Below are 25,413 nucleotides of genomic sequence, written 5' to 3' on the forward strand. Positions count from 1 at the left end.
TATAGGGTTAATTTTTTAATGTGTTTTTTAAGGCAATAAGCAATGATCGCTGCATCAGAATTAGAATTAGAATATAGCTTCCTAGAGCAACACCTAACATAGTGATAATTTGAATAATATTGCTGCTGAAGTTCATACCAACGCTATATCCCAAAAAGGCCGAAAAAGCGGTAATAAGCGCAATCGGAAGCAAGGCTATCAGCTGCTTATAAGCCGTTAAGCTCGAAAGCTTACCTGTGTAATAAGTATTGATAAATAATGCCAAATAAGAGCTGACAACCATACCTATACACATTGCTTTAATACCCATAGGTACCGTCACAACAAGTATTAAGGTAATCGTTATCTTCTTAATTATTTCTAATTTTAAGAAGAGGTCAGAACGTCCCTTCACTTGTAACATGTTTAAATTAATAGCATGAATTGGATAAAGCACTAACGCCATTGTAATGATACTGACAAGCTCTGCGGTACCCTGCCATTCTTGCCCTAATAAGATCTCAATCAACGGCTTGGCAATAATGCATAAACCAAACATAACTGGGAATATGACTACTGCAGCAAATTGCAAAGTTAATAAGTACGATGCATCAAGTTTCTTCGTATCGTGCTGTATCGCACTTAACATAGGAAAAGTAACTTTTTGAATTACCCCTGTCAAAGTAACCGCAGGTAAACTAGACAGCCTATTCGCTTGATTGAATAAACCAAGCTGAACGGCTGTAAACTGCTTACCGATAATTAGACTATAAATATTATTGTAAATAGTATCTAACAGGCCAGATAAGAGTAGCTTTGAACCAAAACCAAATAGATTTTTAAAGGATTCTTTAGAAAACTTGCGCTTAGGCCTCCAAGGCACCAAAATATTTAGCATCAATACATTGATGATTGCTAATGCTAGTTGTTGAGCCACTAACGCCCACACACCATGATCAAAATAAGCCAAAGCCAATGCTAATAGACTGCTACAAGTAAGTGCAATGAAATTGCACTTAGCTTGCGTTTTAAAGTTTAAGCTTACACTGAGTTTGACAATGGGAATTGCCGAAAAAGTATTAATCACGACAACGAGTGCAATAACTCTGGTTAGTGTAGTTAGCTCTGGTTGCTGATAGAATTGGGCAATATAAGGGGCGCAGAAAAATAGTAATAGGTAACAGCCTATGGATACACCAAGACTGAAATAGAAAGTAGTCGCAAAATCAGACTCATCTCTGTCTGTCTTTCGTATCAATGCAGCGTTGAACCCGCTATTAATAAACACATTAGCAACCGCAATAAATATCGTTAGCATGGCAATTAAGCCAAATACTGCCGGACCTAAGATATTAGCCAGAACTAAGCTTGTAGCTAAAGCTATTGCTTGTGTGCCTAAACTATCTAATGCACTCCAAATAAAACCACTTTTAATTTTTTTCTTGTCGTGCATGAACTTAATTACTGACTAATTGTACAAGGTACTTACCATACTCATTTTTTTTCATCGGCTCCGCCAGCGCAAGTATTTGTTCTGCCGTTAACCAATTATTACGCCATGCGATTTCTTCTAAACAGGCAATTTTAAGCCCTTGGACATGTTGAATTGTCTGTACAAAATTAGAGGCTTCATGAAGACTTTCATGTGTTCCCGTATCGAGCCAAGCAAAGCCTCGACCTAATAGCTCGACATGCAGTGTACCTTCTTCTAAATACATCTGGTTAATACTGGTTATTTCTAACTCTCCTCGTAATGAGGGCTTTACTTTTTTAGCTTTCTCAACGACTGAATTATCGTAAAAATATAACCCTGTAACGGCAAAATTAGATTTCGGTTTAGCTGGTTTTTCTTCAATAGAAATAGCTTTTAAGTTCTCATCAAACTCAACGACTCCAAAACGTTCCGGATCCTTAACATGATAACCAAATACAGTTGCACCACTTTCACGGTGACTTGCACTTGCTAATGTTTTAGGGAAACCTTGACCATAAAAGATATTATCACCTAAAACCAAACACACAGAACTGTTACCAATGAACTCTTCACCGATAATGAATGCTTGGGCAAGCCCTTCAGGATTAGGCTGTACTGCATACTCTAGTTGAATACCAAAATCTGAGCCATCACCTAAAATTCGCTGAAAACTCTGAAGGTCTTCTGGCGTGGTTATAATTAAAATATCTTTAATTCCAGCCAACATTAAAGTAGATAATGGGTAATAAACCATCGGTTTATCATATAAAGGCAGTAATTGTTTGGAAACACCACGAGTTAAGGGATATAGGCGTGTGCCAGACCCCCCAGCTAGAATAATCCCTTTCATATTATTGCTCCGTTTTGTTGAGATTTATTTCACCAAGGCGTTCTCGTTGGTAGGAACCATCTTGCACATTTTGACACCAGTCGAGGTTATTTAAGTACCACAGTACTGTTTTTCTAAGGCCCGTTTCGAATGTTTCAAGTGGCTTCCAATTAAGCTCTTTGCTCATTTTGGTTGAGTCTATAGCGTAACGTCTATCGTGACCTGGGCGGTCATTTACATGCTTTATAAGTGAAGAATATGTAGTTAATAATTCACCCTCTTTCGATTTCAGCTCTTTATGTTTAATTGGCGCTAACTCATCTAAAAGATCGCAAATCATTTTTACGACTTCTATATTCTGCATTTCATTATGCCCGCCAATATTGTAAGTTTCTCCGACTTTTCCTTCTGTCACCACTTTATATAAGGCACGGGCATGATCTTCTACATATAACCAATCACGGATCTGATCACCTTTGCCATAAATCGGCAGCTCTTTCCCCTCTAAAGCATTTAATATCACTAATGGAATAAGCTTTTCAGGAAAATGATAAGGGCCGTAATTATTTGAACAATTGGTGACGATTGTTGGAAAGTTATAGGTACGAGCCCAAGCTCTTACTAAATGATCACTCGATGCTTTACTTGCAGAGTATGGGCTACTTGGTGCATAAGCTGTTTGCTCTGTAAATAATGGCAAACTCTGAGGTTGCTGCTCATTTTCTTCCAGAGCAAGGTCTGCTGGGTGTGGCAGATCACCATACACTTCATCTGTCGAAATATGATGAAATCTAAATTTTTCTTTAACATTACCTTCTAATGTATTCCAGTACTGACGAGCAGCTTCAAGTAAATTATAGGTGCCGATTATATTTGTTTGAATAAACTCTGCAGGGCCTGTAATTGAACGATCAACATGACTTTCCGCAGCCAAGTGCATCACAGCATCTGGTTGATATTGCCTAAAAATGCGATCAAGTTCTTCACGGTCACAGATATCTACCTGCTCAAAAGTATAACGCTCACTCGAATCAACCGATTTCAATGACTCTAAATTACCTGCATAAGTCAGTTTATCAACATTAATAGCGGAGTCTTTTGTGTTTTCAATGATATGGCGTATAACCGCAGAGCCTATAAAACCAGCTGCACCTGTTACTAAATATCTCATTTTAATCCTTTTAGGGGCTCTAGAGCTTACCCTGCTCTAAAGCTTTTACTTATAGCTACTTGATAAAGACTCTATTGCCTATACCATTTTGCTTATCTGCTGTATTTGCGAATATTACCATATTCGATGGCGTTTTAAATTCATCTAAATTTTTAATTAGGTAAAATGGCTGGGTATTCCTTAGCGTGTTAGCCAGCAAAGCATAATATCCACAAGTACTCATCTCAATGCGTTCCCCTGATTTCCATCCCTTCCATTCATTTAGTAAGCACCTTGCTTTTTTAATAAGCTTGGATAATGTTTGAGGAACAAAGACTTGATTTGATAAATAGCTATTTGGCTAAGTTGACTAAGCCGGAGATAATCTTGGAATTATTGGCCTTGGATCATAAAAATGAAGGGATGAAAACGAAAAAAGTCGTTAAAAAACAAGTAAAAGTATCTTATTTCCGTACAGCAGTTTTACATCAATTTTCGTACCATTTAGCTTTGACAAAAAAATGCCACCTTTCGGTGGCATTACACACGGGATTATTTCTATTTACTAGAAATGCTTTTCACAGCTCAAGGTTAGTGTTTGTATAACTTAACCTTAAGCTTATTATTACTTCCAACTTTTCATTTTATGCCCTTTTAAAGCATAGAAAAGGATAAATAAATAACAAGGCAACATCACAATATAGGCTGCCTGTTGGGCATCAGCGCTTTTAACTCCGCCACTTGCCAAACCCCAAAATAACGGGCCAAATGCACCACCGGCTATGCCCATCACAAGTAAGCCCGAGCCTACACTCGTTAGTTTGCCTAAACCTGATAATGCTAACGGCCACACTGCTGGCCAAACAATCGCATTAGCAAAGCCTAGCACAGCGATGAGTAATAAGGTATCAGGAAGTACCGATTTTAGGCCTAGTAATGTTGAAATAAAAACAGACTCATTGCTTACTGTAACAATTGCTATTGTAAGCGCACAACCCAAAATCGCAGAAATTGTTAGTGCAGCTTGCTGCGACAATATGCGTGGAATTAATAAAATTCCTAAAAAGTAACCCAATACCATACAACCCATAGTGTATGAAGTCATAACACTATACTTTTCAACACCTAATGAAAGTGCGAAGCTGCCAATTGTATCGCCAGCAATTACTTCAACAGCTACATAAACGAATAATGCAACAATCCCTAGCGCAAGGCTTGGGTGGCTCAGCGCCTCCTTTACTTGCCCTGGTTTTTGCTCATCAGCATCGTCGATTAGCTCTGGTAATGGCATTTTAGTGACGGCAAAACCGAGTACACCAATAAAAATCGCCATTCCTAAATAAGGGAGTATTAAACCATTTGCCATGGCATCAATATCAGACTGCGTTAATTCTTTACCAACAAACCCCGTAAAATCACTTAAAATCAGCGCGGTAAAAACAATCGGTGCAATAACCCCAGCTCCTTTGTTGAGTATCCCCATGACACTCACGCGTGCTGCCGCGGACTCTTCTGGTCCAATTCTCACTACGTATGGATTAACGGCTGTTTGTAGCAAAGTTTGACCCGCGCCCATAACAAGTTGAGCAAATAAAAACAGTGCAAACACTTGCGTTTTAGCCGCAGGAATAAACAATAACCCTGCTACCATCATGGTTGCCATTCCCAGCGCCATGCCATTTTTATAGCCCACTTTTCGAATGATCATCGCCGATGGGATCGCTGTAAATGTTACTGCAATATAAAATGAGAAAATTATCAGTGATGCCTGAAACGGTGAAAGCTGTAAAATTTGTTGTAAAAACGGCATTAACGAGCCATTTAACCATGTGGCAAAGCCTAAAATAAAAAACAGTGTCGCAACTATTGCCATTGGCACTAAGCTGCTTTGTTTATTCGTTTCTGACATAACGTTTCCCAATCACAGCATGCATTGGCCCTGCGATGCTGCTCATTTAGATTAATTATATAAATTTGATATTAAATATTTATAACACTATCGCAACAAAAATGACAGCGCTGACATATTTCTTTTAGATATGAGCTTAACTCACGCAAAGGTACACATTGTGAAACCGCTAAAACACACCGAGTAGGCGCGAATTTATTTCGCGCAAAGGTGCCACACTTAGCAACCGCTAAAACACACCACGTAGGCGCGAATTTATTTCGCGCGAAGATGCCACACTCTGCAACCGTTAAAAACACACCACGTAGGCGCGAATTTATTTCGCGCGAAATACCTTAAACATTACTCTCCAACAAAAGTAACGCGACTGGTTTGCTGCTCATTTAAGCGAGTACGCAGAGCTATTTTTTCCTTGCTATCAACCTTTACTGGCTCAGCATAAGACTGCCAGCTTTGGCCGTTATCTAGGCTGTACTCAATGCTCAAATAAGCAAAGGCGCTGTTGGCATACAGCTTACCATTTTCAATCACTCCACCTGGCACAGGCAAGTGTAAATTAATGCCACCTTGAGCTAGTTTTTCAAGCTCTTTTAAGCCAACGGCACTTGAAAACTCCGCCCAATCTTTTGCTTGTTTTTTGCTATCAACGCTTTGCCCTTCCCAATCAGCTTTGTGCCATGCACGCTCTGCAACCGATAAAATACGTGGGAAGATCATCGCTAGCACTTGCTCTTCGGTACGGATTGTTTCTGACCAAACTTGACCCTGCATACCTAAAATATTCTCAGGTTTTTCAAGCTTAGGTAACGGGCGACCAACTAACGCCTCTAGATTAACAATTGGCTCGCGAGTGCGTGTATAATCAGCATTGGCATACACATCATCTGGCATGTAGTTGAACGCTTTTTTGGTGTCGGTGTAACGGGTTGCCCAGTAATAACCACGCTCTTCAGGGTTTGCCTCGTACGGGTGATCAAAATACAAATGCGTACCATGCGATAGCACTACTTGGTAACCGGCATTAGCTAAGCGATACGCTCTATCTGCAACACCCCACTCCCAGATGTTGTCCCACGTATTAACGGTAAAGGTTTTATTTGGAAACTCATCACGCTTAAACGAGTTTTCACGGTCATACATGATGCCATCTTCCCATATACCAGGAGAGATGCCACGTTTCTCAAGTAAGGTCGCAACACGCTGAGTAAAATAGGGTTTTAAATCTGCAGGGCCTGCAACACCATTATTAGGATCAGCAAACAGCGCCTGACAAATCGGCGAGCCAATCCACGAACCAGCCCCCACTTCATCACCACCTATGTGTAGATTTTTTAGCTGCACACCTGCTTCGCGGTACATCTGCTGTAGTTCATAGGTCACTTTATCTAAGAATGCGTAGGTTGAATCCATACATACATTCATCGAGTTATCTTTGTAATTTTGAACTGTCATGTACACAGAGGTGTCTTTAGGATCGGTCAATAAATATTGTGTTGCAGGGCCAATATCTACTTTTTGAATTTCCTTATTAGCTGACTGTGACTTGATGTTATTTTTAGCTGTTTTTTCAGCTTCTTCAAGCAGGTTGTGGTATCGCGCTTCCATTGCTTTAATTGAGGCACGCGCATGACCTGGCCCTTCAACTTCTGGGATAATTTGAACATGACGATCTTTGGCAAATTTTAATAGCTCAACAAATTCATCACGTTTTAAGTAACCATTACCTGAGCCTGATTTAAATGGCCCCGTACCAAGTTGCGTTAATAAACACTCGCGCTCTTCTAAATCAAAACAGCGATAGCCGCCAACATCGGTAAGTTCAGGTAAGCCTGGGATCTCAAGACGCCAACCTTCATCTTCTGAAAAGTGCCAATGTAGCTTATTCATTTTATAGCGAGCCATTTGCTCAACAAGTTTGAACATGGCTTCTTTGCCATGATAGTTACGACCGTTGTCGTAATGCATGCCACGCCAGCCATAACGCGGAGCATCTTCTAATTCAAGACGTGGTAAATTTGCAGAGTCTTTACTGCCTGCTGGAATTAAGTTTAATACACTTTGCATCGCATAAAATACGCCAGCATTATCACTGCCTACGATATTAATGACATCATCGTCAATTTCCAGTGTGTAACTCTCTGCTTTACCTGTATTTAAAGAAGGATCAACGTTTAGGCGAATGATTTTTTCTTTGCCAAGGCTTATATGGTCAGGTTGAGCTTTTAAACTAATTCCATAGTCATCTTGCAGGTCTTGCATGAAGACCATAACTTCATGTTTAAGCTGGCCTTGGTAACTAATTTGCCAATCACTGTTTAGTGTTGTTGTGCCACGGTTAAAATCAACTTTTTGTGGTTTTGGAATGATTCGTTTTAATGCATTGTCTTTACTTACTTCGACTTTATCTTCCTTGTTTCTTTCAAAACGCACTTTTGCCGTTGCCAAAACAGATAAATCTTTTGGTTCGTTGTAACGGTATAGTTGGTTATCACGAGTGAACGGCGTAACAAACTCTTTAAAGTCCTCAGTGTCTGTATTAGCAAAGATGGCTGGCTTACTCTTACCTGCTACAAAAAATGCACGTGGCATAAAATCACTGTATGCAACAATCCACACTTGCGCATCGAAAGGAATATCTAAACTTTCCCCTGCCGCTAACCCTTTAAATGAACGGGTTGGCACAAGACGATGTAAGTCACCATTAATATGTTCAATATTAAGACCTGCGACATGCTCTGTTGAAATTTTACGAACCGAATGGATATAAAGTTGCCAATCACTTTCACCTGCAGGTAACGCAACATCAGAGCGGTTGTTAAGGGTGATTTTTCCTAAAAAGCCCGCGTCTCTATTACGAAAGTTATCTTCAACTGAAAACAGTAACTCGGTATCTTTAGCAAACTGATTTACCTGCGACTGTGTGAGTGCCGCGTTTGCCATTATAGGCGCTGCCATTATCATTGCAGCGAGTGCAGACTTTTTAAAACCCATTACTTTCTCCTCGTTTATGCCCTGAGTTTACGGTATTTTTTCCGTATTACTTGTCATTTTTGTTTATTATTCATACCTATCATATAAAAACTAAAATGACAGCGCTATCATTTTATCGGAAATAAACGGGACGATGTCGACGTGGAACTTGTTTCGCGTGAAGATTTAAACGCACCATACAAGCATGACGCCTACGGTGGTAGGCGTGAAATTTATTTCACGCGAAGATGCATGTTGCAAAACCTTTAAAACGCGCCATGCAAGCATGACGCCTACGGGGGTAGGCGTGAAATTTATTTCACGTGAGATTAGACCTTAATGCAAAGATACTTTTCTTCAAGGTACTCATCTAATCCTTGATGACCACCTTCACGGCCTAAGCCAGATTGCTTTACACCACCAAATGGCGCTACGGGGTTTGAAATGAGGCCTTCGTTAATACCAATCATGCCGTATTCAAGTGCTTCGCTTACGCGATAAACTTGCTTGATATTTTCACTGTAAAAATACGCAGCTAAACCATACGGCACATCGTTAGCAAGCTGCAAGACTTCTTGTTCATCATCAAAAGCAATTATGCTGACTACAGGGCCAAACACTTCATCATGGTAGATATCCATCTGTGGTGTCACATCAGTTAAAATTAATGGCGCTTGGAAGCTGCCTTCAAGTTCGCTGTTATCACCAATTAATGACGCCCCTTTATCAACCGCATCTTGCACAAGCGTTTGTACTTTCTCTTTTGCTTTAGGATAAATTAATGGGCCAATATCCACCCCGTCATCAAAGCCATTGCCAACTTTTAACTCAGCTACTTTGTCTGTGAGTTTTTCAAGCACCGTCTCTAGTACCGAGCGCTGAACAAAAATTCGGTTAGCAGCAACACAGGTTTGCCCTGCGTTTCTAAACTTAGCCCCCATAAGGCCAGCAACTGCTTCATCTAAATCGGCATTTTCAAAAATAATAAACGGTGCATTACCACCAAGTTCCATCGATGTGTTCTTAATTGTAGATGCGCACTGTGAAAGTAACTGCTTACCTACACCGGTTGAACCTGTAAATGTGAACTTACGTACACGCTCAGACCCGGTCATGATCTCGCCAACCATTTTAGCATTCTCCGAGACCACCACATTTAATGCCCCTTTTACAAACCCTGCTTTATCGGCAAGGTAAGCCAAAGCAATTGCACATAAAGGGGTATGCTCAGAAGGTTTAATCACGAAACTACAACCCGCTGCATATGCAGGGGCAACCTTACGAGTGATCATGGCGATTGGGAAGTTCCACGGTGTAATGCCTGCAACGACACCGATTGGCTGCTTTATGGTTGATAGACGATGTTGGCCGTCTGTAGCTGGTATGTTGTCGCCGTAACTACGCTTTGCTTCTTCACTAAACCACTTAATAAAGCCTGCACCGTATTCAACCTCACCTAATGCTTCTTTTAAAGGTTTACCTTGCTCTTTGGTCATCAGCTCAGCAAGTTGCTGTTTGTGCTCAATAACCAACTCATACCAGCGACGCAACGTTTCACTACGCTCAGTCGCCGTTGTTTGTTTTAGCTTGCTAAATGCCTCGTCAGCACGTTTAATGGCCAGCTCAACCCCAGCTTCATCAATATCAGACACATCGGTAATTGCTTGTCCGGTTGCAGGGTTATCTACACTAAAACGCTGGCTCGTAGAATAAAAGTCACCATCGATAAACGAATCAGAAAAAACTAAATCAGACATAAAACCTCCTAGTAAAGCGGACCGCAAAAAACAAAAAACCGCTGTAGACCAAGCAACTACAGCGGTTTTTAGGTATTCAAAGCCGTTAAGAATTAATGCTCTTCATTAACGATATTGAGATTATACTTTGGAATTTCAACTACCAGATCTTCGTCTTTAATAATTGCTTGGCAACCAAGACGAGACTCAGGCTCAAGACCCCATGCTTTATCTAACATGTCGTCTTCTAGCTCATCACTTTCATCTAAAGAATCAAAGCCTTCACGAATAATTAAGTGGCATGTTGTACACGCGCATGACTTTTCACAGGCATGCGGAATACTAATACCATTTTTAAGCGCAACATCTAATACGGTTTCGCCTGTAGGAGCTTCAATTGCAGCGCCTTCTGGGCATAACTCTTCGTGTGGAAGAAAAATAATTTGTGGCATACCTTACCTCGTTAAACTTCGTCTACTGACTGCCCTTGCAGCGCTTTTTTGATTGATGCATCCATTCTACGCGCAGCAAATTCGCTACTTGCATTGTCGACAGCTTCAATTGCTGCTTTAATTTCTGCCGGTGTTGTTGCGCTTTCGCGTACCGCAACAAGTTTAGCAATTTCTGCTTTTAACGCAGCTAATTCTTGTTCATCAAGTAATGCACTGTCAGTTGCCAGTGATGCTTCTAGTGCTTCAACAACGCGTAACGCTTCAACTTGTTGCTCTTTAAGCATACGCGCTTGCATGTCATCTTTGGCATTACTCATTGAGTCTTTTAGCATGTTCGCAACTTGGTCATCCGATAAACCAAATGATGGTTTTACTTGGATTTCAGCTTGCACACCGGTTGATTTTTCCATTGCCGATACGCTTAACAAGCCATCTGCATCAACTTTAAAGGTTACGCGAATATGCGCAGCACCTGCGGCCATGGCCGGAATACCTTTTAAGCTGAATTTTGCCAGCGAGCGGCAATCATCAACTAGCTCACGCTCACCTTGTAGTACATGCAGTGACATCGCCGTTTGACCATCTTTAAACGTGGTGAACTCTTGTGCACGTGCTACAGGTATAGTGGTATTACGTGGAATGATTTTCTCAACCAAGCCACCCATGGTCTCAAGACCCAATGACAGTGGTAATACGTCTAATAGCAGCATGTCTGAATCTGGCTTATTGCCAACCAGTACATCTGCTTGCAGTGCCGCACCAAGTGCTACTACGCGATCAGGGTCGATTGAAGTCAGTGGCTCTTTATCAAAAAATGCCGCAACTTGAGAGCGTACAATTGGCATACGTGTCGAGCCGCCAACCATTACCACTTGCAGTACTTCTTCGTTTTCGATACCCGCATCTTTTACTGCACGGCGACAAGAACGCAGTGTTTTCTTCACAAGATCAAGTGCTAGTTCATCAAAGGTTTCGCGGGTTACTTCAACCTTGTGGCTTTGACCATCAAACTCTAAACCAACATTGACTGTTTGGTATTGGCTTAGTGCTTCTTTACAGGCTTTTGCTTTATTAATAAATAAACGCAGTACCGATGCAGAAAGCTCGCTCACACCGGTTTGTTTTTTGAAGTAATCTACCAATAGCGAGTCAAAATCATCACCACCCAGGCTCGAATCACCGCCTGTAGCAAGCACCTCGAATACACCTTGGTGCAGGCGTAAAATAGAGATATCAAACGTACCGCCACCTAAATCATAAACAGCAATAATGCCTTCTTGGCCTGAATCAAGGCCATAAGCAACAGCCGCAGCCGTTGGCTCGTTTAGTAAACGTAATACGTTGATGCCAGCAAGCTCAGCAGCGTCTTTGGTGCTTTGGCGCTGTGCATCATCAAAATACGCTGGCACAGTAATAACCGCACCTAAAATATCTTGGCCTGCAAAGCTGTCTTCTGCGCGAAGTTTCAAGGCTTTTAAAATTTCACTCGATGCAGTGACTGGGCTAATTGCGCCCGCAACGGTGCTGATTGCTAACGAGCCATCATGCTCACAAAATTGATACGGCAGTTGACCATAGCTTTTTTCGATTTCAGCCTGCGTTTTACCTAAGAAACGCTTCACTGAGATCAAAGTATTAGCAGGGTCTTGAGTGGCAGCTGCCGCCGCTCGTTCACCCACCACGATGCTATCTGCTTGGTATTGCACAACCGATGGTAGCATCGCATTGCCTGCTAAATCAGTCAGTGTGCGGGCTTCGCCGCTTTGCACTGTAGCAACTAACGAGTTAGTCGTACCAAGGTCAATACCGACTGCTAATTTGTGCTCGTGTGGTGCCGCGCTCTGCCCCGGCTCAGCAATTTGCAATAATGCCATAATGCTCTTTTTAAACTCTTAAATAGCTGCTTTATACAACTAATAATTAATCATCAAATAAACTGTCTTCAATGCGCTCAAGTTCATCTTGCAATTTATAAACGAACTTTAATTTACGAATATTATCCGCAGCTGCTTGCCATTGTTGTTCATTATTGCTGGCTAATTGCTCAGCAAGTTCACGACTATATTGCTTGTCTAACTGCTTAATTTGCGTTTCAAACTGCGCGATGGCTGCATCAGGATCTGCGGCATTTTCAAGCTCTTCGAGTTCTTCGCGAAGTTCCATTTGCTGCATTAAGAAATGTGGGTCTTGTAAGGTTTGCTGTTCAGCACGAATATCAACACCTAGCTCACTCAACATGTACTCTGCACGCTTCACGGGGTGTTTTAAAGTTTGTAACGCATCATTGATTTCAGCTGCATTTTGCACAGCAAGTAACTTATCGCGGCTGCTTGAACTGGCATGGCGATCAGGGTGAACTGCACGTTGCAGCTCAAGGTAGTGTTTATTTATCGTCGCTAAATCAATATTGTAATCAACTGGAATTGCAAATAATTCAAAGTAACGCATTACATTATCCAACTAGGTGAACAGGAAATAACAAAGCCCTACATAGGCAGGGCTTCAAGCGAGGAAAATTTTTTGAGCTTAAACCGTGAAGCTTTCGCCACATCCACACTCATCAGCTTGATTCGGGTTATTAAACTTAAACCCTTCATTCAAACCTTCTTTGGTGTAATCAAGTTCAGTGCCATCAATGTACACTAAGCTTTTCGCATCAACGATTACTTTTACACCACGGCTTTCAAAAATTTCGTCGCCTTCTGCTAAGTCGTCAACAAACTCAAGAACATAAGCAAGACCTGAACAGCCCGTCGTTTTAATGCCAACGCGTAGGCCAATGCCTTTGCCGCGATTTGCTAAAAATGATTCTACGCGGTTTGCTGCCGCATCTGTCAATGTCACTGCCATGAAATTATCTCTTACTTCGCTTGTTTGCTTTTGTAGTCAGCAATTGCTGCTTGAATTGCGTCTTCCGCTAAAATCGAACAGTGAATTTTCACTGGCGGTAACTCAAGCTCAGCACTGATATCAGTGTTTTTGATTGTTGCCGCTTCGTCTAAGGTTTTGCCTTTGACCCACTCAGTTACAAGTGAAGAAGAAGCGATTGCACTACCACAACCATATGTTTTAAATTTTGCATCTTCAATAACACCTTCTGGTGATACCTTGATTTGCAATTTCATTACGTCACCACACGCTGGTGCACCCACCATGCCTGTTGCTACTGACGGATCATTTTTGTCTAATACACCCACGTTACGCGGATTTTCAACATGATCGATTACTTTATCACTATAAGCCATAATACTATCCTCACTACCTGCTAGCGGCGGTTCATCACTACTTAGTGATGCGCCCACTCAACTGAATCTAAATCAATACCTTCTTGATGCATTTCCCATAGAGGAGACATCTCACGTAAACGGCCGATCGAGTTTTTGATTAGTTCAACGGTGTAATCAATCTCTTCTTCAGTCGTAAAGCGGCCAATGCTGAAACGAATTGAGCTGTGTGCTAACTCGTCATTACGGCCTAATGCACGTAGTACATAAGAAGGCTCTAAGCTTGCTGAGGTACAGGCTGAACCTGATGAAACAGCAATGTCTTTAACAGCCATTAATAACGACTCACCCTCAACAAAATTGAAGCTGATATTTACAATACCTGGCACTGACTGGCTTGGTTCACCATTGAAGTAAACTTCGTCCATATCAGCCATGATGCCATCAATCAAACGCTTACGTAGTGCGCTGATATGTGCATGATCTTTTTCGAAATCTTCTTTCGCGATTCTAAATGCCGCACCCATACCCACTAACTGGTGCGTAGCCAGAGTGCCTGAACGCATACCACGCTCATGACCACCACCGTGCATTTGTGCTTCTAAACGAGCACGTGGCTTACGACGAACATAAAGTGCGCCAACACCTTTCGGGCCATATACTTTGTGGCCAGAGAACGACATGAAATCTACTTTTAACTGTTGCACGTCGATAAGTACTTTACCTGCGCTTTGTGCAGCATCTACGTGGAACATAATTTTGCGCTCACGGCACATTTCGCCGATTGTCGCGATATCTTGGATAACACCTAGCTCGTTATTTACGTGCATTACGCTTACAAGTACTGTGTCATCACGCATTGTTTCTTCAAGCTTTTTAAGGTCTAGAAGGCCGTTTTCTTCAACGTCCATGTAGGTTACTTCAAACCCTTGACGCTCAAGTTCACGACATGTATCGATAACAGCTTTATGTTCTGTTTTAACCGTAATAACGTGCTTACCTTTCTTTTTGTAGAATTGCGCAGCACCTTTAATAGCGAGGTTATTTGATTCTGTTGCGCCAGAGGTAAACACGATTTCGCGTGGATCAGCATTAATTAGATCAGCAATATCTGTACGCGCTTGATCAACCGCTTCTTCAGCTTGCCAACCAAAACGGTGTGAGCGTGATGCAGGGTTACCAAAATTACCGTCCATAGTCAGGCATTGCATCATTTCTTTTGCCACACGTTCATCAACAGGCGTGGTTGCTGCGTAATCTAAATAAATCGGTAACTTCATTTCTCTCTCCGCTTTCGTCAAGCTACAGTTGACAGCTTACTTGAATGTTTTCCAGTTGCTTAATTGCATTATTGATGCTGTTATCTTGGCGAGATGCGACTTCTTTTACGTCTGATTTCTCAACCAATTCAGCAAGGGTAATACTATTTAAAAACTCTTCGATACGTGCGCTCAAATCAGACCACAAGGTATGGGTCAAACAGCGCATGCCGCTTTGGCAGCCACCCGTTGCACCGTGACAACGAGTTGCATCAACAGATTCATCAACAGCATTAATAACATCACCAACAGAAATTTTATCTGCGTCACGCCCTAATAAATATCCGCCACCGGGGCCACGCACTGAACTCACTAAGCCATTTTTTCTGAGTCTGGCAAATAGTTGTTCTAAATATGATAAGGAAATCTCTTGTCGTTCTGATATATCGGCCAGGGGCACTGCACCCACATTTGTATGGAGTGCAACATCCAACATGGCGGTTACTGCGTATCTGCCTTTTGATGTTAACTTCATGGAGCCCCCGATGTTACTGCACGCTAAGGTGTGCAAATTTTAATTACCAGACCAAAATAGTCAAGTATTATCATCTGATAAAAATAGATGTTCACCATTGATAAAACCGAATACCCGACAAAATTAGTCAAGTACTAGGTGTTATTGTAATTACCTGAGTAATTTAGTCAAGTATTATACTTATAACCAGTGATTATTTTATAGACTTATTAATTGAGGTAAGAATACCGCGCAAAATATTCATCTCGGCTTCTTCAGGACGTGCGCGATTAAACAGACGACGTAATTTGGTCATCACTAAACCTGGGTGTTGTTTAATGATAAAGCCGGTGTCATTCAATGTTTGTTCTAGATGCTCGTAAAACAACTCAGTTTGTTTAGCACTTGGGTAGGTTGCTTCATCTTCTTCTTGTGCTTTTGGCTGTGTATTCAAGTAAGCCATGCGTGTTTCATAGCATAGCGTTTGTACAGCCATCGCTAGGTTGAGTGAGCTATATTCAGGGTTTGCAGGAATACATACATGGTAATTACACTGTTGTAGTTCTTCGTTAGTTAAACCACTATTCTCACGACCAAACACAAGTGCAACTGGGCCATTTACAGCCTCTGCTACGAGCTTTTCACCGCATTCACGCGGCTCTACCATAGGCCATGATAAGGTACGCGAACGCGCGCTAGTACCAATTGTTAGAGAACAATCAGCAATGGCATCGGCAAGGGTATCAACAACCACCGCTTTGCCGAGCACATCGGTTGCACCCGCTGCAAGCGCACTCGCATGACTATCGATTTCACAAGCAGGATCAACAAGATATAAATTTGATAAACCCATCGTTTTCATCGCTCGTGCTGCTGAGCCAATATTACCAGAATGAGATGTGTTAACTAATACGATACGAATATCATCAAGTGTCATTGCGTTGTTACTTACTGAATGTCAAAAATTGCGCGAATTCTAGCACGAAAGCAATTCTGGAGGCTATATAGATCGTGCAGTCAATCATAATTGATCGTAGATCATGTTTGCGGTTTATCACTTTTATTGGAGATAAATCGGGTTGAATTGGAGCACTAAACTGCGCTAAAAGTTTTTCGCTGTTAAAATTTATAAGGTCGAAATTTAATTTAAAATCAGCTCAGTACAAAAAACAACCAAAACTATTTCTGCTTTGTTGTTTACTTTGCAGTAAAAACCGCTAGAATACGCCGGCTTAAATATATTCGTTCTTTTACAACCCAAAGGTAATGCTATGCATCCAATGTTAAACATTGCGGTTCGCGCTGCGCGTAACGCAGGCAAAATTTTACTTCGTGCAAGCGAAGATTTATCAAAAGTTGATGTACAACAAAAAGGCACTAACGACTTAGTGACTAACATCGATAAAGAAGCTGAAGCCGCAATTCGTGACACTATTTTAAAATCTTACCCAGATCACACTATCGTAGGTGAAGAACTTGGTGAGCACAAAGGTAAAGATGCAGATTACCAATGGATTGTAGACCCTCTTGATGGCACAACAAACTTCATCAAGGGTATTCCTCATTTCGCAGTATCAATTGCACTTAAAGTTAAAGGTCGTTTAGACCAAGCCGTGATCTATGATCCAATTCGTGGTGAATTATTCACAGCATCACGTGGTCAAGGCGCACAGCTTAACAGCAAGCGTTTACGCGTCACTAAAACTAACGAGTTAGCAGGTTCTATCCTTGCGACTGGTTTCCCATTCAAGCAAAAACATCACTTAGACGCATACTCAGAAGCGTTTAAAGCACTTTTCGTACACACTGCTGATATTCGCCGCGCAGGCTCTGCTGCATTAGATATGGCTTATGTTGCAGCGGGTCGCGTTGATGGTTTCTTTGAAATTGGCCTTAAGCCATGGGACACAGCAGCGGGCGAGCTTTTAGTAAAAGAAGCTGGCGGTATGGTTGTTGATTTCGCAGGTGGTATTAACTACAACCAAAGCGGCAACATCATCTGTGGTGCACCTAAGTTAACACAAGCGATCATTCGTGAAATTCGCCCAGTATTAACTGAATCACTACTTCGCTAACAGCGGTTGTAATCTAAAAAAGGAGCTAAGGCTCCTTTTTTTGTGGCTGAAAGTACTCATTTTCCAATGCAATTTCAATCGTATTACCTTCTTTAAATGGCAAGCTCGCTAAGCCTTCAGCAAAGTATCGATTAAACATTTCATCAAACTCTCCCGATGCTTGCATCGTTTGTAGTCCTTTAAGCAACGCTTTCGCTAACGCTGGCTTACGATGACTGACAAAGAAATAAAATGCAGTTGGGTAACTAATATAAACATCGGGAACAATCACTAATCGCTCGTCATTTATCTGCTCAAGCTCAGACATAACTTCTATGAAAGAGCGAGGAAAATAGTCAACGCGCCCTGCAATAACTAAACTAAACATGGCTTGATAATTAGCTAATGGCCTAACCGATAGACCATTTTGAGCTAAAATTTTTGTATCAGGCCAGTCATGCCCCTGTATAGCAGTTAACTGAGCTAGGTCACGCTTATTTTTAAGCTGGGTAAAACGAGGTAAAAATGACCGCTTTGTCAGTAATGCCCGCTTACCAATATACCCTTTGAATAAAGGGACTGGCACGGCAATGGCTAGTTGCTCACGCTCTGGGCTGGTCATACTCCAGTAGATATCAGCTTGATTAGCATCAAGCCTTAGCAAGGTTCGTTGCTGATGGGGGTGAACCAACACTTTGTTTATCTTAACAGGGAATTGAGCAGCCTCTAAGGCTTTCAGTAACAGCTCATTAAGGTAATCATCACGTTTATACAGAGGACGTTGTTCAACTGCTAAATTAACAACGGTATCGGCATACACAGTTGGGCTGCACATTAGTGTGATTAATACAAAGGCTACGGCTGTTAATTGCTTCATTATTATTTTTATCATTGTGTTTTTTTTAAGCTACACCTAGCCTGTAAATGGTACAAGTGAAATTAGCCCAACTTAAAATTAATTCATAATCCAATATGTGCTGTTTCATCACTCACACTGCTGAGCCTCACGACCGCAGGTGCAGGACGACTGCGTTTACAGACAAACAAATGACTTGTTTGATAACGTTTAGCTTCTTTTTTTGCATCAGTTGCCAATGCAGCAACTTGATGGCTATTGATACAAAGCTCTAAATCGGGCTTCACAAGGCCTATCGAAAGTGTAAGTAAGGGAACAAACTGCTTTTTACCTTCTCGGTTGCTTGCCCAATAACCGCCCTGTGCAATATGTTCTGGGGTGAAAAAGGCACGCGATTTTTGCTCAAATAAAGTAATTATGTTGTGACAAACAGTCTGTGCATCCTCTTTATCAAACACCACCATAAAGTCATCCCCCCCTATGTGGCCAACAAACCCTTTACTGAGACTAGATGCATCAACAATAACCTCTGCCAATAATTTAATCACACTATCACCGCTGGCATAACCGTATAGGTCATTGAATTGTTTAAAGTGGTTTAAATCAACGTACGCGAGTGAGAACGGATAATTATTGCGAAGTCTCAGCTCAATCGCTTCGTTAATAGCGACATTGCCCGGCAGCATAGTCAGTGGGTTTGCATGTTGAGCATGGCGGATTTTTTCTTCAGTAATGTGTTTTAAGATATTACGCAGTGGCGCTAAACCTAAGTATTCGCCATTTCGGGTGATTACTATGTGTCGACGAATATCAAATTCAAACTCGGTAATTTGCTGACTTACCGTATCCAGTAACTCATTTTCGTCAACTACCAGAGGTTGTTTATCCATCAAGGATGTCACTGGTTGTTTATCATAAAGTGCATGCCCATAAGGTGCGGCGAATACTTCTGTTAGTTGGTCTCGGTGTAGTAATCCAACGGGAATGTTGTGTTCAAGAACAGCAAGACTTGTAAGCGACTTATCTTGCTCAAAAAGACTATGCGCATCTTTGCAGCGTGTGGTTGTTTCGATACTGGCATATTCCACAGCTAACCAGCCAATAGCCATCGATTGCTCAAAACTACTCGAATTATCAGGTGACTCTAAGTGCGCTAAGCACTGAATATTAATTTGATAGCTGGGCTGCAAGCTTGGTCTTTCCAGTAAAAAACCTTGTGCATGTTGAATACCCAACCCCTCAAGCAAACGTAACTCCTCTGCCCGCTCGATTCCCTCAGCGATAACTTGCGTATTCGTTGCTTTGGCAAGCACAATAATTGATTTAAGAAACTCTTTTTTCACCACGCTCTGGTCGCAGTGATCAATAAAGTAGCGATCTATTTTTACAAAATCAGGACACAATTCTGACCACTGCTTTAGACCTGAATAACCTGCACCTAAATCATCAATAGCGATAGAAAAACCAAGTTCACGATAATGAGCAATGGTCTTTAGTAGTAAAAAGCCATCTTCCACTTTTTCTTGCTCAGTGACTTCAATCACAACGCGATTCGCCGCCAAACCAAAGTGCTTAACAAGATGCAATGTTTCTCCTTTAGGGTGGCACGGGTCGAGTAGAGTCTTTGGGCTTACGTTTAAAAAGAGCTTACCTTGTAAGTTTAATTTAACGAAGTTTTCTATCGCCTTACTTCGACACAAGAGCTCTAACTCTGAAATTTTATTGCATGCAATTGCTTCGCGAAACAAAGCGCTAGGCATTTCTAATTCAGAGCCTTTTGGACCGCGGCTAAGGGCTTCATAACCCAAGATATGCTGATTAGAAATATCAAAGATAGGCTGAAATAGGGTTTTTATTTCATTGTTATCTAAAATTCGCTGTAGTGGCTCACTCACCTTTCACCTAGCGTCTGTTTTAAAAGTAGGCGATTAAAGTAGCAATTCTGTATGACAATTTTATGGCAACTTAACTTATCATCATGATGATTATTCAATTAAGTTGTTTAATACGCGCAATACTATCAATCATTTTTAACTTAGCTTGATGGTAGTCTTGTTCAGTTATTGCGGCCTGTTCAGCAATAGCAAAAACAGCTAAAGAATTGAGTAGTAATTGTTGCGCATGGTAACAGCGAGGCTCTGTAAAATCAGGTAACGTAGGTGTAAGCTCCATCGGCTTCGACTGTGCCGCCTTTGTCGCTTTCATCTTAGACACATAATCAGCCATTACTAACAAACTAGCTTCACATTCTGGTAGCTGTGTTTTCATTGCTAAAAATAGCGACTCAGATGAGTGTATCAAGCTATCGATAGCTTCTTTAACCATTAATTGATCCGACTCGGCTTGCAGGCTAGTTAACACTTTCCATGCTAAGCCTTCATAGGCTGTTAGTGGTTGCTGTGCAATCGCCTCTTGTGATTGTTGAGTTGCTGTTGATTGCTGCTCTTGCTGGTCTTTACAGGCACTCAATAAGTAGATAATACATAGACTCATTAAGAGATGTTTCATAAATTTCTCCCAATAAAAAACCGCCCAACAGGGCGGTTCTTATCAAGCTAGGCTTGTTAAGGCATAGGATCGAGATCCGCACCTTCTTTTTCAATTACTTCTGGAATTAGGTCTTCTTTGCTTACACCCATTGCAATCGCTACTGCTGAAGCAACGTATACAGAAGAGTAAGTACCGATGAACACACCAAATAGTAATGCTGTCGCAAAACCGTGAATCGTTTGACCACCCCATACGAACAACGCAATCAATACTAAGATCGTGGTGATTGATGTAACTAATGTACGGTTTAGAGTTTGCGTTAATGAAATATCGATAATTTCAATCGTGTCATCAACACGTACTTTACGGAAGTTTTCGCGGATACGGTCAGATACAACGATGGTGTCGTTAAGTGAGTAACCAATTACCGCCAAAATTGCCGCAAGAATCGTTAAGTCAAACTCAAGACCAAGCACTGAGAATAAGCCTAACGTGATGATAACATCGTGTAAAAGTGCAGATACCGCACCTACCGCAAAACGCCATTCAAATCGAAACGCAACGTAAATCAAGATACAAATAAGCGCAGTTAACATGGCAAGGCCACCCTGCTCTTTTAAGTCTTCGCCTACGCTTGGACCAACAAACTCGATACGGCGCATTTCAACGCTTGAATCTGTTTGCTTTAAAGCCGTAATGATTTGATTACCAATCACTTCAGCTTTTACGCCATCACCTTGTGGTGCAAGACGTACTAAAATCTCTTTACTTGAGCCAAACAGCTGTACCGAAAAGTCTTCAAAGCCACTTTCAGTAATGGCTTCACGCACTTTTTTCAGATCGGCAGGCTGTGCAAAACCCACTTCAACCGCAGTACCGCCAGTGAAGTCGAGACCAAAGTTCAAGCCTTTAGTAAAAAACGAAACGAAAGAAGCCAAGATCAACAAAGTCGACACTGTCATGGCAAACTTACGTAACTTCATAAACGGCAGTGTTTTACCACCTAGTTTTAAAATTTGCATGCTGACTCCTAAATCGACAACTTATCAATACGCTTACCGCCAATGAATAAGTTGATGACCGCACGGGTACCAACAATGGCTGTAAACATAGAGGTGATAATACCAATCGCAAGTGTTACTGCGAAACCAGCAATTGGGCCGGTACCCACTGCAAACAGGATCACTGCAGCAATAAGTGTTGTGATATTAGCATCGAAAATGGTGCTAAATGCGCTGTCGTAACCAAAATGAACGGCTTGTTGCGGGCTACGGCCATCAGCAAGTTCTTCACGAATACGTTCAAAGATCAGTACGTTGGCATCAACCGCCATACCGACTGTCAGTACAATACCTGCAATACCCGGTAGCGTTAACGCTGCACCTGGTATTAATGACATAACACCCACAATTAGCACTAAGTTAGCACCTAGGGCAATATTAGCGACCATGCCAAAGCCTTTGTAGTAAGCAAGCATAAACACAAGTACGAACGCAAAGCCAAGTGCAACCGCAGTCATACCCGCTTCGATATTCTCTTGACCTAAGCTTGGACCTACTGTGCGCTCTTCAACGATTTGAATTGGCGCAACTAAAGCACCGGCACGAAGTAATAGGCTTAAGTTATGTGCTTCAGCAGGGTTATCGATACCAGTAATACGGAATGAACGGTCAAGACGGGCTTGAATCGTTGCCACGTTAATGACTTCTTCCACTTTAATTGGTGGCAGTGCTTTACCATTTTCGTCTGTTTTACCTGATGGCTTGTATTCAATGAATACCGTTGCCATGCGTTTGCCGATAGCACGCTTAGTGAAGGCATTCATTTTTGCGCCGCCTTTACTATCTAAGCTAATGCTTACTTGTGGACGCTGATATTCATCCATACCTGATTGCGCGCCCGTGATATGGCTACCTTCAAGGATGATGCGTTTTTTCAGCACTACAGGATAACCTTCACGTGCCATAATCACTTCTGTGCCTGGCGGTACACGACCTTGCATAGCGGCACTTGCATCTGCATTTTCGTCTACTTCACGGAATTCTAGTGTTGCTGTTGCACCCAGAATTTCTTTTGCACGGGCTGTATCTTGAACCCCTGGTAATTGCACGATAATACGCTCAGCACCTTGGCGCTGTACGTTAGGCTCTGCAACACCGATTTGGTTAATACGATTACGAATGATTGTTTCGTTTTGCTTGATAGCGTAGTCACGAATTTCTTTAAGCTTTTGTTCGCTCATACTGGCGTAAAAAGCGTTATCACTGCTGCTATCATCAATATAAACATTCAGTGGGTAACGGGTTGATAAGAAACGTTCTGCCGCATCTTTGTCTTCTTCGTTACGCATTTCAACTCGGACACGATCGCTATTTGCTACGCGGCGAATGGTGCGATAACGTAGCTTTTCTTCGCGCAAGTCACTTTTAAAATCTTGTTCCATTTGCTCAAGCTGAGTATCAACCGCCGTCGCCATGTCGATTTCCATAGTAAAGTGAACACCACCGCTTAAATCTAGGCCTAGCTTCATTGGGTTACCGCCCAATGCTTTTAACCACTCAGGTTGAGCTGGTGCCATATTGATTGCTGAGATGTAATCTTCACTAAGGGAATCACGCAGTAGGTCTTGCGCTTTTAGTTGCTCTTCAACATTCTTAAAACGAACGAGGATCTGTCCGTCTTCAAGTTTGCTTGATTTAACAGTAACGTTATGTTCTTTGAGGGTCGCATTTACTTTGTCGAGTACGCTGAGGTCAGCATCAGTACCTTTAGTGCCTGATACTTGTATGGCCGGATCACGGCCATACAAGTTAGGTGAGGCATATAAAATACCAACGACTAACACTACAAGAACAAGTAAATACTTCCATAATGGAAACTTGTTTAACACGTGTGAGTCCTTATTTTTATTGTTATAGCGACTTCATAGTGCCTTTTGGCAATACTGAAGAAACAGCTGATTTTTGTACTGTTACTTCAGCTTGATCGTTTAATGAAATCACGATGAAGTCTTTATCATCAGCGATTTTAGTAATCTTACCCACTAAGCCACCTTGCGTGAGTACTTCGTCGCCTTTCGCCATCGCACTCATTAGGGCTTTATGCTCTTTTACACGCTTAGCTTGTGGACGGTAGATTAAGAAATAAAATACCAAACCAAAAATACCTAGCATGATTAGCATTTCCATGCCACCACCTGCTGGTGCTGCACCTGCCGCACTTGCGTGGGCGTTTGAGATGAATAAACTCATTTCTCTTCCTCTTTAATTTTTCTAAAAATTTAATCTGATGTATCTGCAAGCTCTGGCACTTCTTGGCCGCGGCGTGCATAAAAATCTGCAACAAATTCGTCTAGTTTGCCATTACTGATGGCATTACGTAAGCCTTCCATCACGCGCTGATAATAACGTAAGTTATGAATCGTGTTTAGTCGTGCGCCTAAGATTTCATTACATTTATCAAGATGATGCAAGTATGCACGTGAATAGTTTTTACATGTATGACAATCACACTCAGGATCCAATGGACCGGTGTCTGTTTTATGTACGGCATTACGGATTTTAACAATGCCGCCAGTAACGAATAAGTGGCCGTTACGGGCATTACGCGTAGGCATTACACAGTCAAACATGTCGATACCACGGCGAACCGCTTCAACTAAGTCTTCCGGTTTACCAACGCCCATTAAGTAACGAGGCTTGTCTTCAGGCATTTTGTACGCGCAGTGATCAAGAATATTGATCATCTCGTTTTTCGGCTCACCGACCGATAAACCACCTAATGCATAACCATCAAAGCCGATTTCTTCTAGGCCTTTTTGTGATTGTGCACGAAGCTCAGGGTACATACCACCTTGAATAATACCAAATAGCGCAGCAGGGTTATCACCATGGCCTTCTTTTGAGCGTTTAGCCCAACGAAGTGATAACTCCATCGAATCTTTTGCTTCTTTTTCAGTGGCAGGGTATGGCGTACATTCGTCAAAAATCATCACGATGTCAGAGCCTAAATCGCGCTGAACTTGCATCGCTTTTTCTGGCGAAAGCATGATTTTTTCACCATTTACTGGTGAGCTAAACATCACGCCTTCTTCGGTGATTTTGCGCATTGCGCCTAAGCTGAATACTTGGAAACCGCCTGAATCAGTTAGGATTGGGCGATCCCAATTCATAAAATCGTGTAAGTCACCGTGTTGCTTAATGATTTCTGTGCCAGGACGCAGCATTAAGTGGAAAGTGTTACCTAGGCAGATTTGCGCGCCAGTATCTTTCACTTCGTCAGGCGTCATACCTTTTACAGTGCCGTAAGTACCTACAGGCATAAATGCGGGTGTTTCTACTACACCACGCTCAAAAATCAAGCGGCCGCGGCGCGCTTTACCGTCAGTGCGGTCTAATTCAAATTTCATATTATCCTCAGTGTCGGAAAAACAGTCCAACAAGCTATAATTTAACCGCTCGATTCTACCCTGTTTGCAGGTTTATTACTATTAATTGGGCTAAATTCGAAAATAAAAA

Annotated in this window: 22 protein-coding genes; 1 reads left to right on the forward strand and 21 read right to left on the reverse strand. The window is 41.8% G+C overall.

The window, feature by feature from the left end:
* Positions 1-7 precede the first annotated feature (7 nt).
* The 14 genes from L3V38_RS14140 to trmJ form a co-directional block, all read right to left on the reverse strand.
* The gene (locus L3V38_RS14140; protein ID WP_237119804.1) at positions 8-1,432 is read right to left on the reverse strand and encodes a lipopolysaccharide biosynthesis protein; all 1,425 of its coding nucleotides are present in this window, start codon (positions 1,430-1,432) and stop codon (positions 8-10) included.
* Positions 1,433-1,436: 4 nt separating this feature from the next.
* Positions 1,437-2,303: a glucose-1-phosphate thymidylyltransferase RfbA gene (gene rfbA, locus L3V38_RS14145; RefSeq protein WP_130151597.1), complete on the reverse strand. Its 867-nt coding sequence runs from the start codon at positions 2,301-2,303 to the stop codon at positions 1,437-1,439.
* Between the two features lies 1 nt (position 2,304).
* Entirely contained in the window at positions 2,305-3,453 is a 1,149-nt protein-coding gene (gene rfbB / locus L3V38_RS14150; protein WP_130151596.1) for a dTDP-glucose 4,6-dehydratase, read from the reverse strand.
* A 604-nt stretch (positions 3,454-4,057) separates the two neighbouring features.
* Complete coding sequence (locus L3V38_RS14155) at positions 4,058-5,341, reverse strand: sugar MFS transporter (RefSeq protein ID WP_237119805.1); 1,284 nt, start codon at positions 5,339-5,341, stop codon at positions 4,058-4,060.
* 342 nt (positions 5,342-5,683) lie between these two features.
* A complete protein-coding gene (locus tag L3V38_RS14160; protein WP_237119806.1) occupies positions 5,684-8,332 on the reverse strand; it encodes a family 20 glycosylhydrolase in 2,649 nt (882 codons plus the stop codon).
* A gap of 308 nt (positions 8,333-8,640) precedes the next feature.
* Positions 8,641-10,068, reverse strand: coding sequence for an NAD-dependent succinate-semialdehyde dehydrogenase (locus tag L3V38_RS14165; protein ID WP_237119807.1), 1,428 nt, complete (start codon positions 10,066-10,068; stop codon positions 8,641-8,643).
* 92 nt (positions 10,069-10,160) lie between these two features.
* Positions 10,161-10,499, reverse strand: a complete 339-nt coding sequence (gene fdx, locus L3V38_RS14170; protein ID WP_062567243.1) for an ISC system 2Fe-2S type ferredoxin — start codon at positions 10,497-10,499, stop codon at positions 10,161-10,163.
* A gap of 11 nt (positions 10,500-10,510) precedes the next feature.
* Complete coding sequence (gene hscA / locus L3V38_RS14175; RefSeq protein WP_237119808.1) at positions 10,511-12,373, reverse strand: Fe-S protein assembly chaperone HscA; 1,863 nt, start codon at positions 12,371-12,373, stop codon at positions 10,511-10,513.
* A 46-nt stretch (positions 12,374-12,419) separates the two neighbouring features.
* Positions 12,420-12,947, reverse strand: coding sequence for a co-chaperone HscB (gene hscB / locus L3V38_RS14180; RefSeq protein WP_237119809.1), 528 nt, complete (start codon positions 12,945-12,947; stop codon positions 12,420-12,422).
* Between the two features lie 78 nt (positions 12,948-13,025).
* Positions 13,026-13,349, reverse strand: coding sequence for an iron-sulfur cluster assembly protein IscA (gene iscA, locus L3V38_RS14185; RefSeq protein WP_062567240.1), 324 nt, complete (start codon positions 13,347-13,349; stop codon positions 13,026-13,028).
* Positions 13,350-13,360: 11 nt separating this feature from the next.
* The gene (gene iscU, locus L3V38_RS14190; RefSeq protein ID WP_062567433.1) at positions 13,361-13,744 is read right to left on the reverse strand and encodes a Fe-S cluster assembly scaffold IscU; all 384 of its coding nucleotides are present in this window, start codon (positions 13,742-13,744) and stop codon (positions 13,361-13,363) included.
* A 41-nt stretch (positions 13,745-13,785) separates the two neighbouring features.
* The gene (locus tag L3V38_RS14195; RefSeq protein WP_062567239.1) at positions 13,786-15,003 is read right to left on the reverse strand and encodes an IscS subfamily cysteine desulfurase; all 1,218 of its coding nucleotides are present in this window, start codon (positions 15,001-15,003) and stop codon (positions 13,786-13,788) included.
* 22 nt (positions 15,004-15,025) lie between these two features.
* The gene (gene iscR, locus L3V38_RS14200; RefSeq protein ID WP_130151589.1) at positions 15,026-15,517 is read right to left on the reverse strand and encodes a Fe-S cluster assembly transcriptional regulator IscR; all 492 of its coding nucleotides are present in this window, start codon (positions 15,515-15,517) and stop codon (positions 15,026-15,028) included.
* Positions 15,518-15,710: 193 nt separating this feature from the next.
* Positions 15,711-16,433: a tRNA (cytosine(32)/uridine(32)-2'-O)-methyltransferase TrmJ gene (trmJ, locus tag L3V38_RS14205; RefSeq protein WP_237119810.1), complete on the reverse strand. Its 723-nt coding sequence runs from the start codon at positions 16,431-16,433 to the stop codon at positions 15,711-15,713.
* Between the two features lie 334 nt (positions 16,434-16,767).
* Between trmJ and suhB the strand changes: the two genes are divergently transcribed.
* On the forward strand, positions 16,768-17,571 hold the full coding sequence (suhB, locus tag L3V38_RS14210) for an inositol-1-monophosphatase (protein ID WP_130151587.1): 804 nt from the start codon (positions 16,768-16,770) through the stop codon (positions 17,569-17,571).
* 25 nt (positions 17,572-17,596) lie between these two features.
* Here the strand turns inward: suhB and L3V38_RS14215 are convergent, their stop codons facing one another.
* The 7 genes from L3V38_RS14215 to tgt all read right to left on the reverse strand — a co-directional run bounded on the left by L3V38_RS14215 (position 17,597) and on the right by tgt (position 25,304).
* On the reverse strand, positions 17,597-18,427 hold the full coding sequence (locus L3V38_RS14215) for a transporter substrate-binding domain-containing protein (RefSeq protein ID WP_130151586.1): 831 nt from the start codon (positions 18,425-18,427) through the stop codon (positions 17,597-17,599).
* A gap of 83 nt (positions 18,428-18,510) precedes the next feature.
* Positions 18,511-20,301, reverse strand: coding sequence for a bifunctional diguanylate cyclase/phosphodiesterase (locus tag L3V38_RS14220; protein ID WP_237119811.1), 1,791 nt, complete (start codon positions 20,299-20,301; stop codon positions 18,511-18,513).
* 94 nt (positions 20,302-20,395) lie between these two features.
* Positions 20,396-20,914 carry a hypothetical protein gene (locus L3V38_RS14225; RefSeq protein ID WP_237119812.1) on the reverse strand — a complete coding sequence of 173 codons (519 nt, stop codon included), beginning with the start codon at positions 20,912-20,914 and terminating at the stop codon, positions 20,396-20,398.
* A 56-nt stretch (positions 20,915-20,970) separates the two neighbouring features.
* A complete protein-coding gene (secF, locus tag L3V38_RS14230; RefSeq protein ID WP_062567232.1) occupies positions 20,971-21,918 on the reverse strand; it encodes a protein translocase subunit SecF in 948 nt (315 codons plus the stop codon).
* Positions 21,919-21,926: 8 nt separating this feature from the next.
* Positions 21,927-23,786 (reverse strand): protein translocase subunit SecD, encoded by a 1,860-nt coding sequence (gene secD, locus L3V38_RS14235; protein WP_130151583.1) that lies wholly within the window; start codon positions 23,784-23,786, stop codon positions 21,927-21,929.
* A gap of 22 nt (positions 23,787-23,808) precedes the next feature.
* Positions 23,809-24,147: a preprotein translocase subunit YajC gene (gene yajC, locus L3V38_RS14240; RefSeq protein WP_062567230.1), complete on the reverse strand. Its 339-nt coding sequence runs from the start codon at positions 24,145-24,147 to the stop codon at positions 23,809-23,811.
* Between the two features lie 29 nt (positions 24,148-24,176).
* Positions 24,177-25,304: a tRNA guanosine(34) transglycosylase Tgt gene (gene tgt / locus L3V38_RS14245; RefSeq protein WP_058583935.1), complete on the reverse strand. Its 1,128-nt coding sequence runs from the start codon at positions 25,302-25,304 to the stop codon at positions 24,177-24,179.
* Between the last annotated feature and the right edge of the window lie 109 nt (positions 25,305-25,413).

The sequence above is a fragment of the Pseudoalteromonas sp. L1 genome, assembly GCF_021728095.1.
In the GTDB taxonomy this organism is placed as follows: Bacteria; Pseudomonadota; Gammaproteobacteria; order Enterobacterales; family Alteromonadaceae; genus Pseudoalteromonas.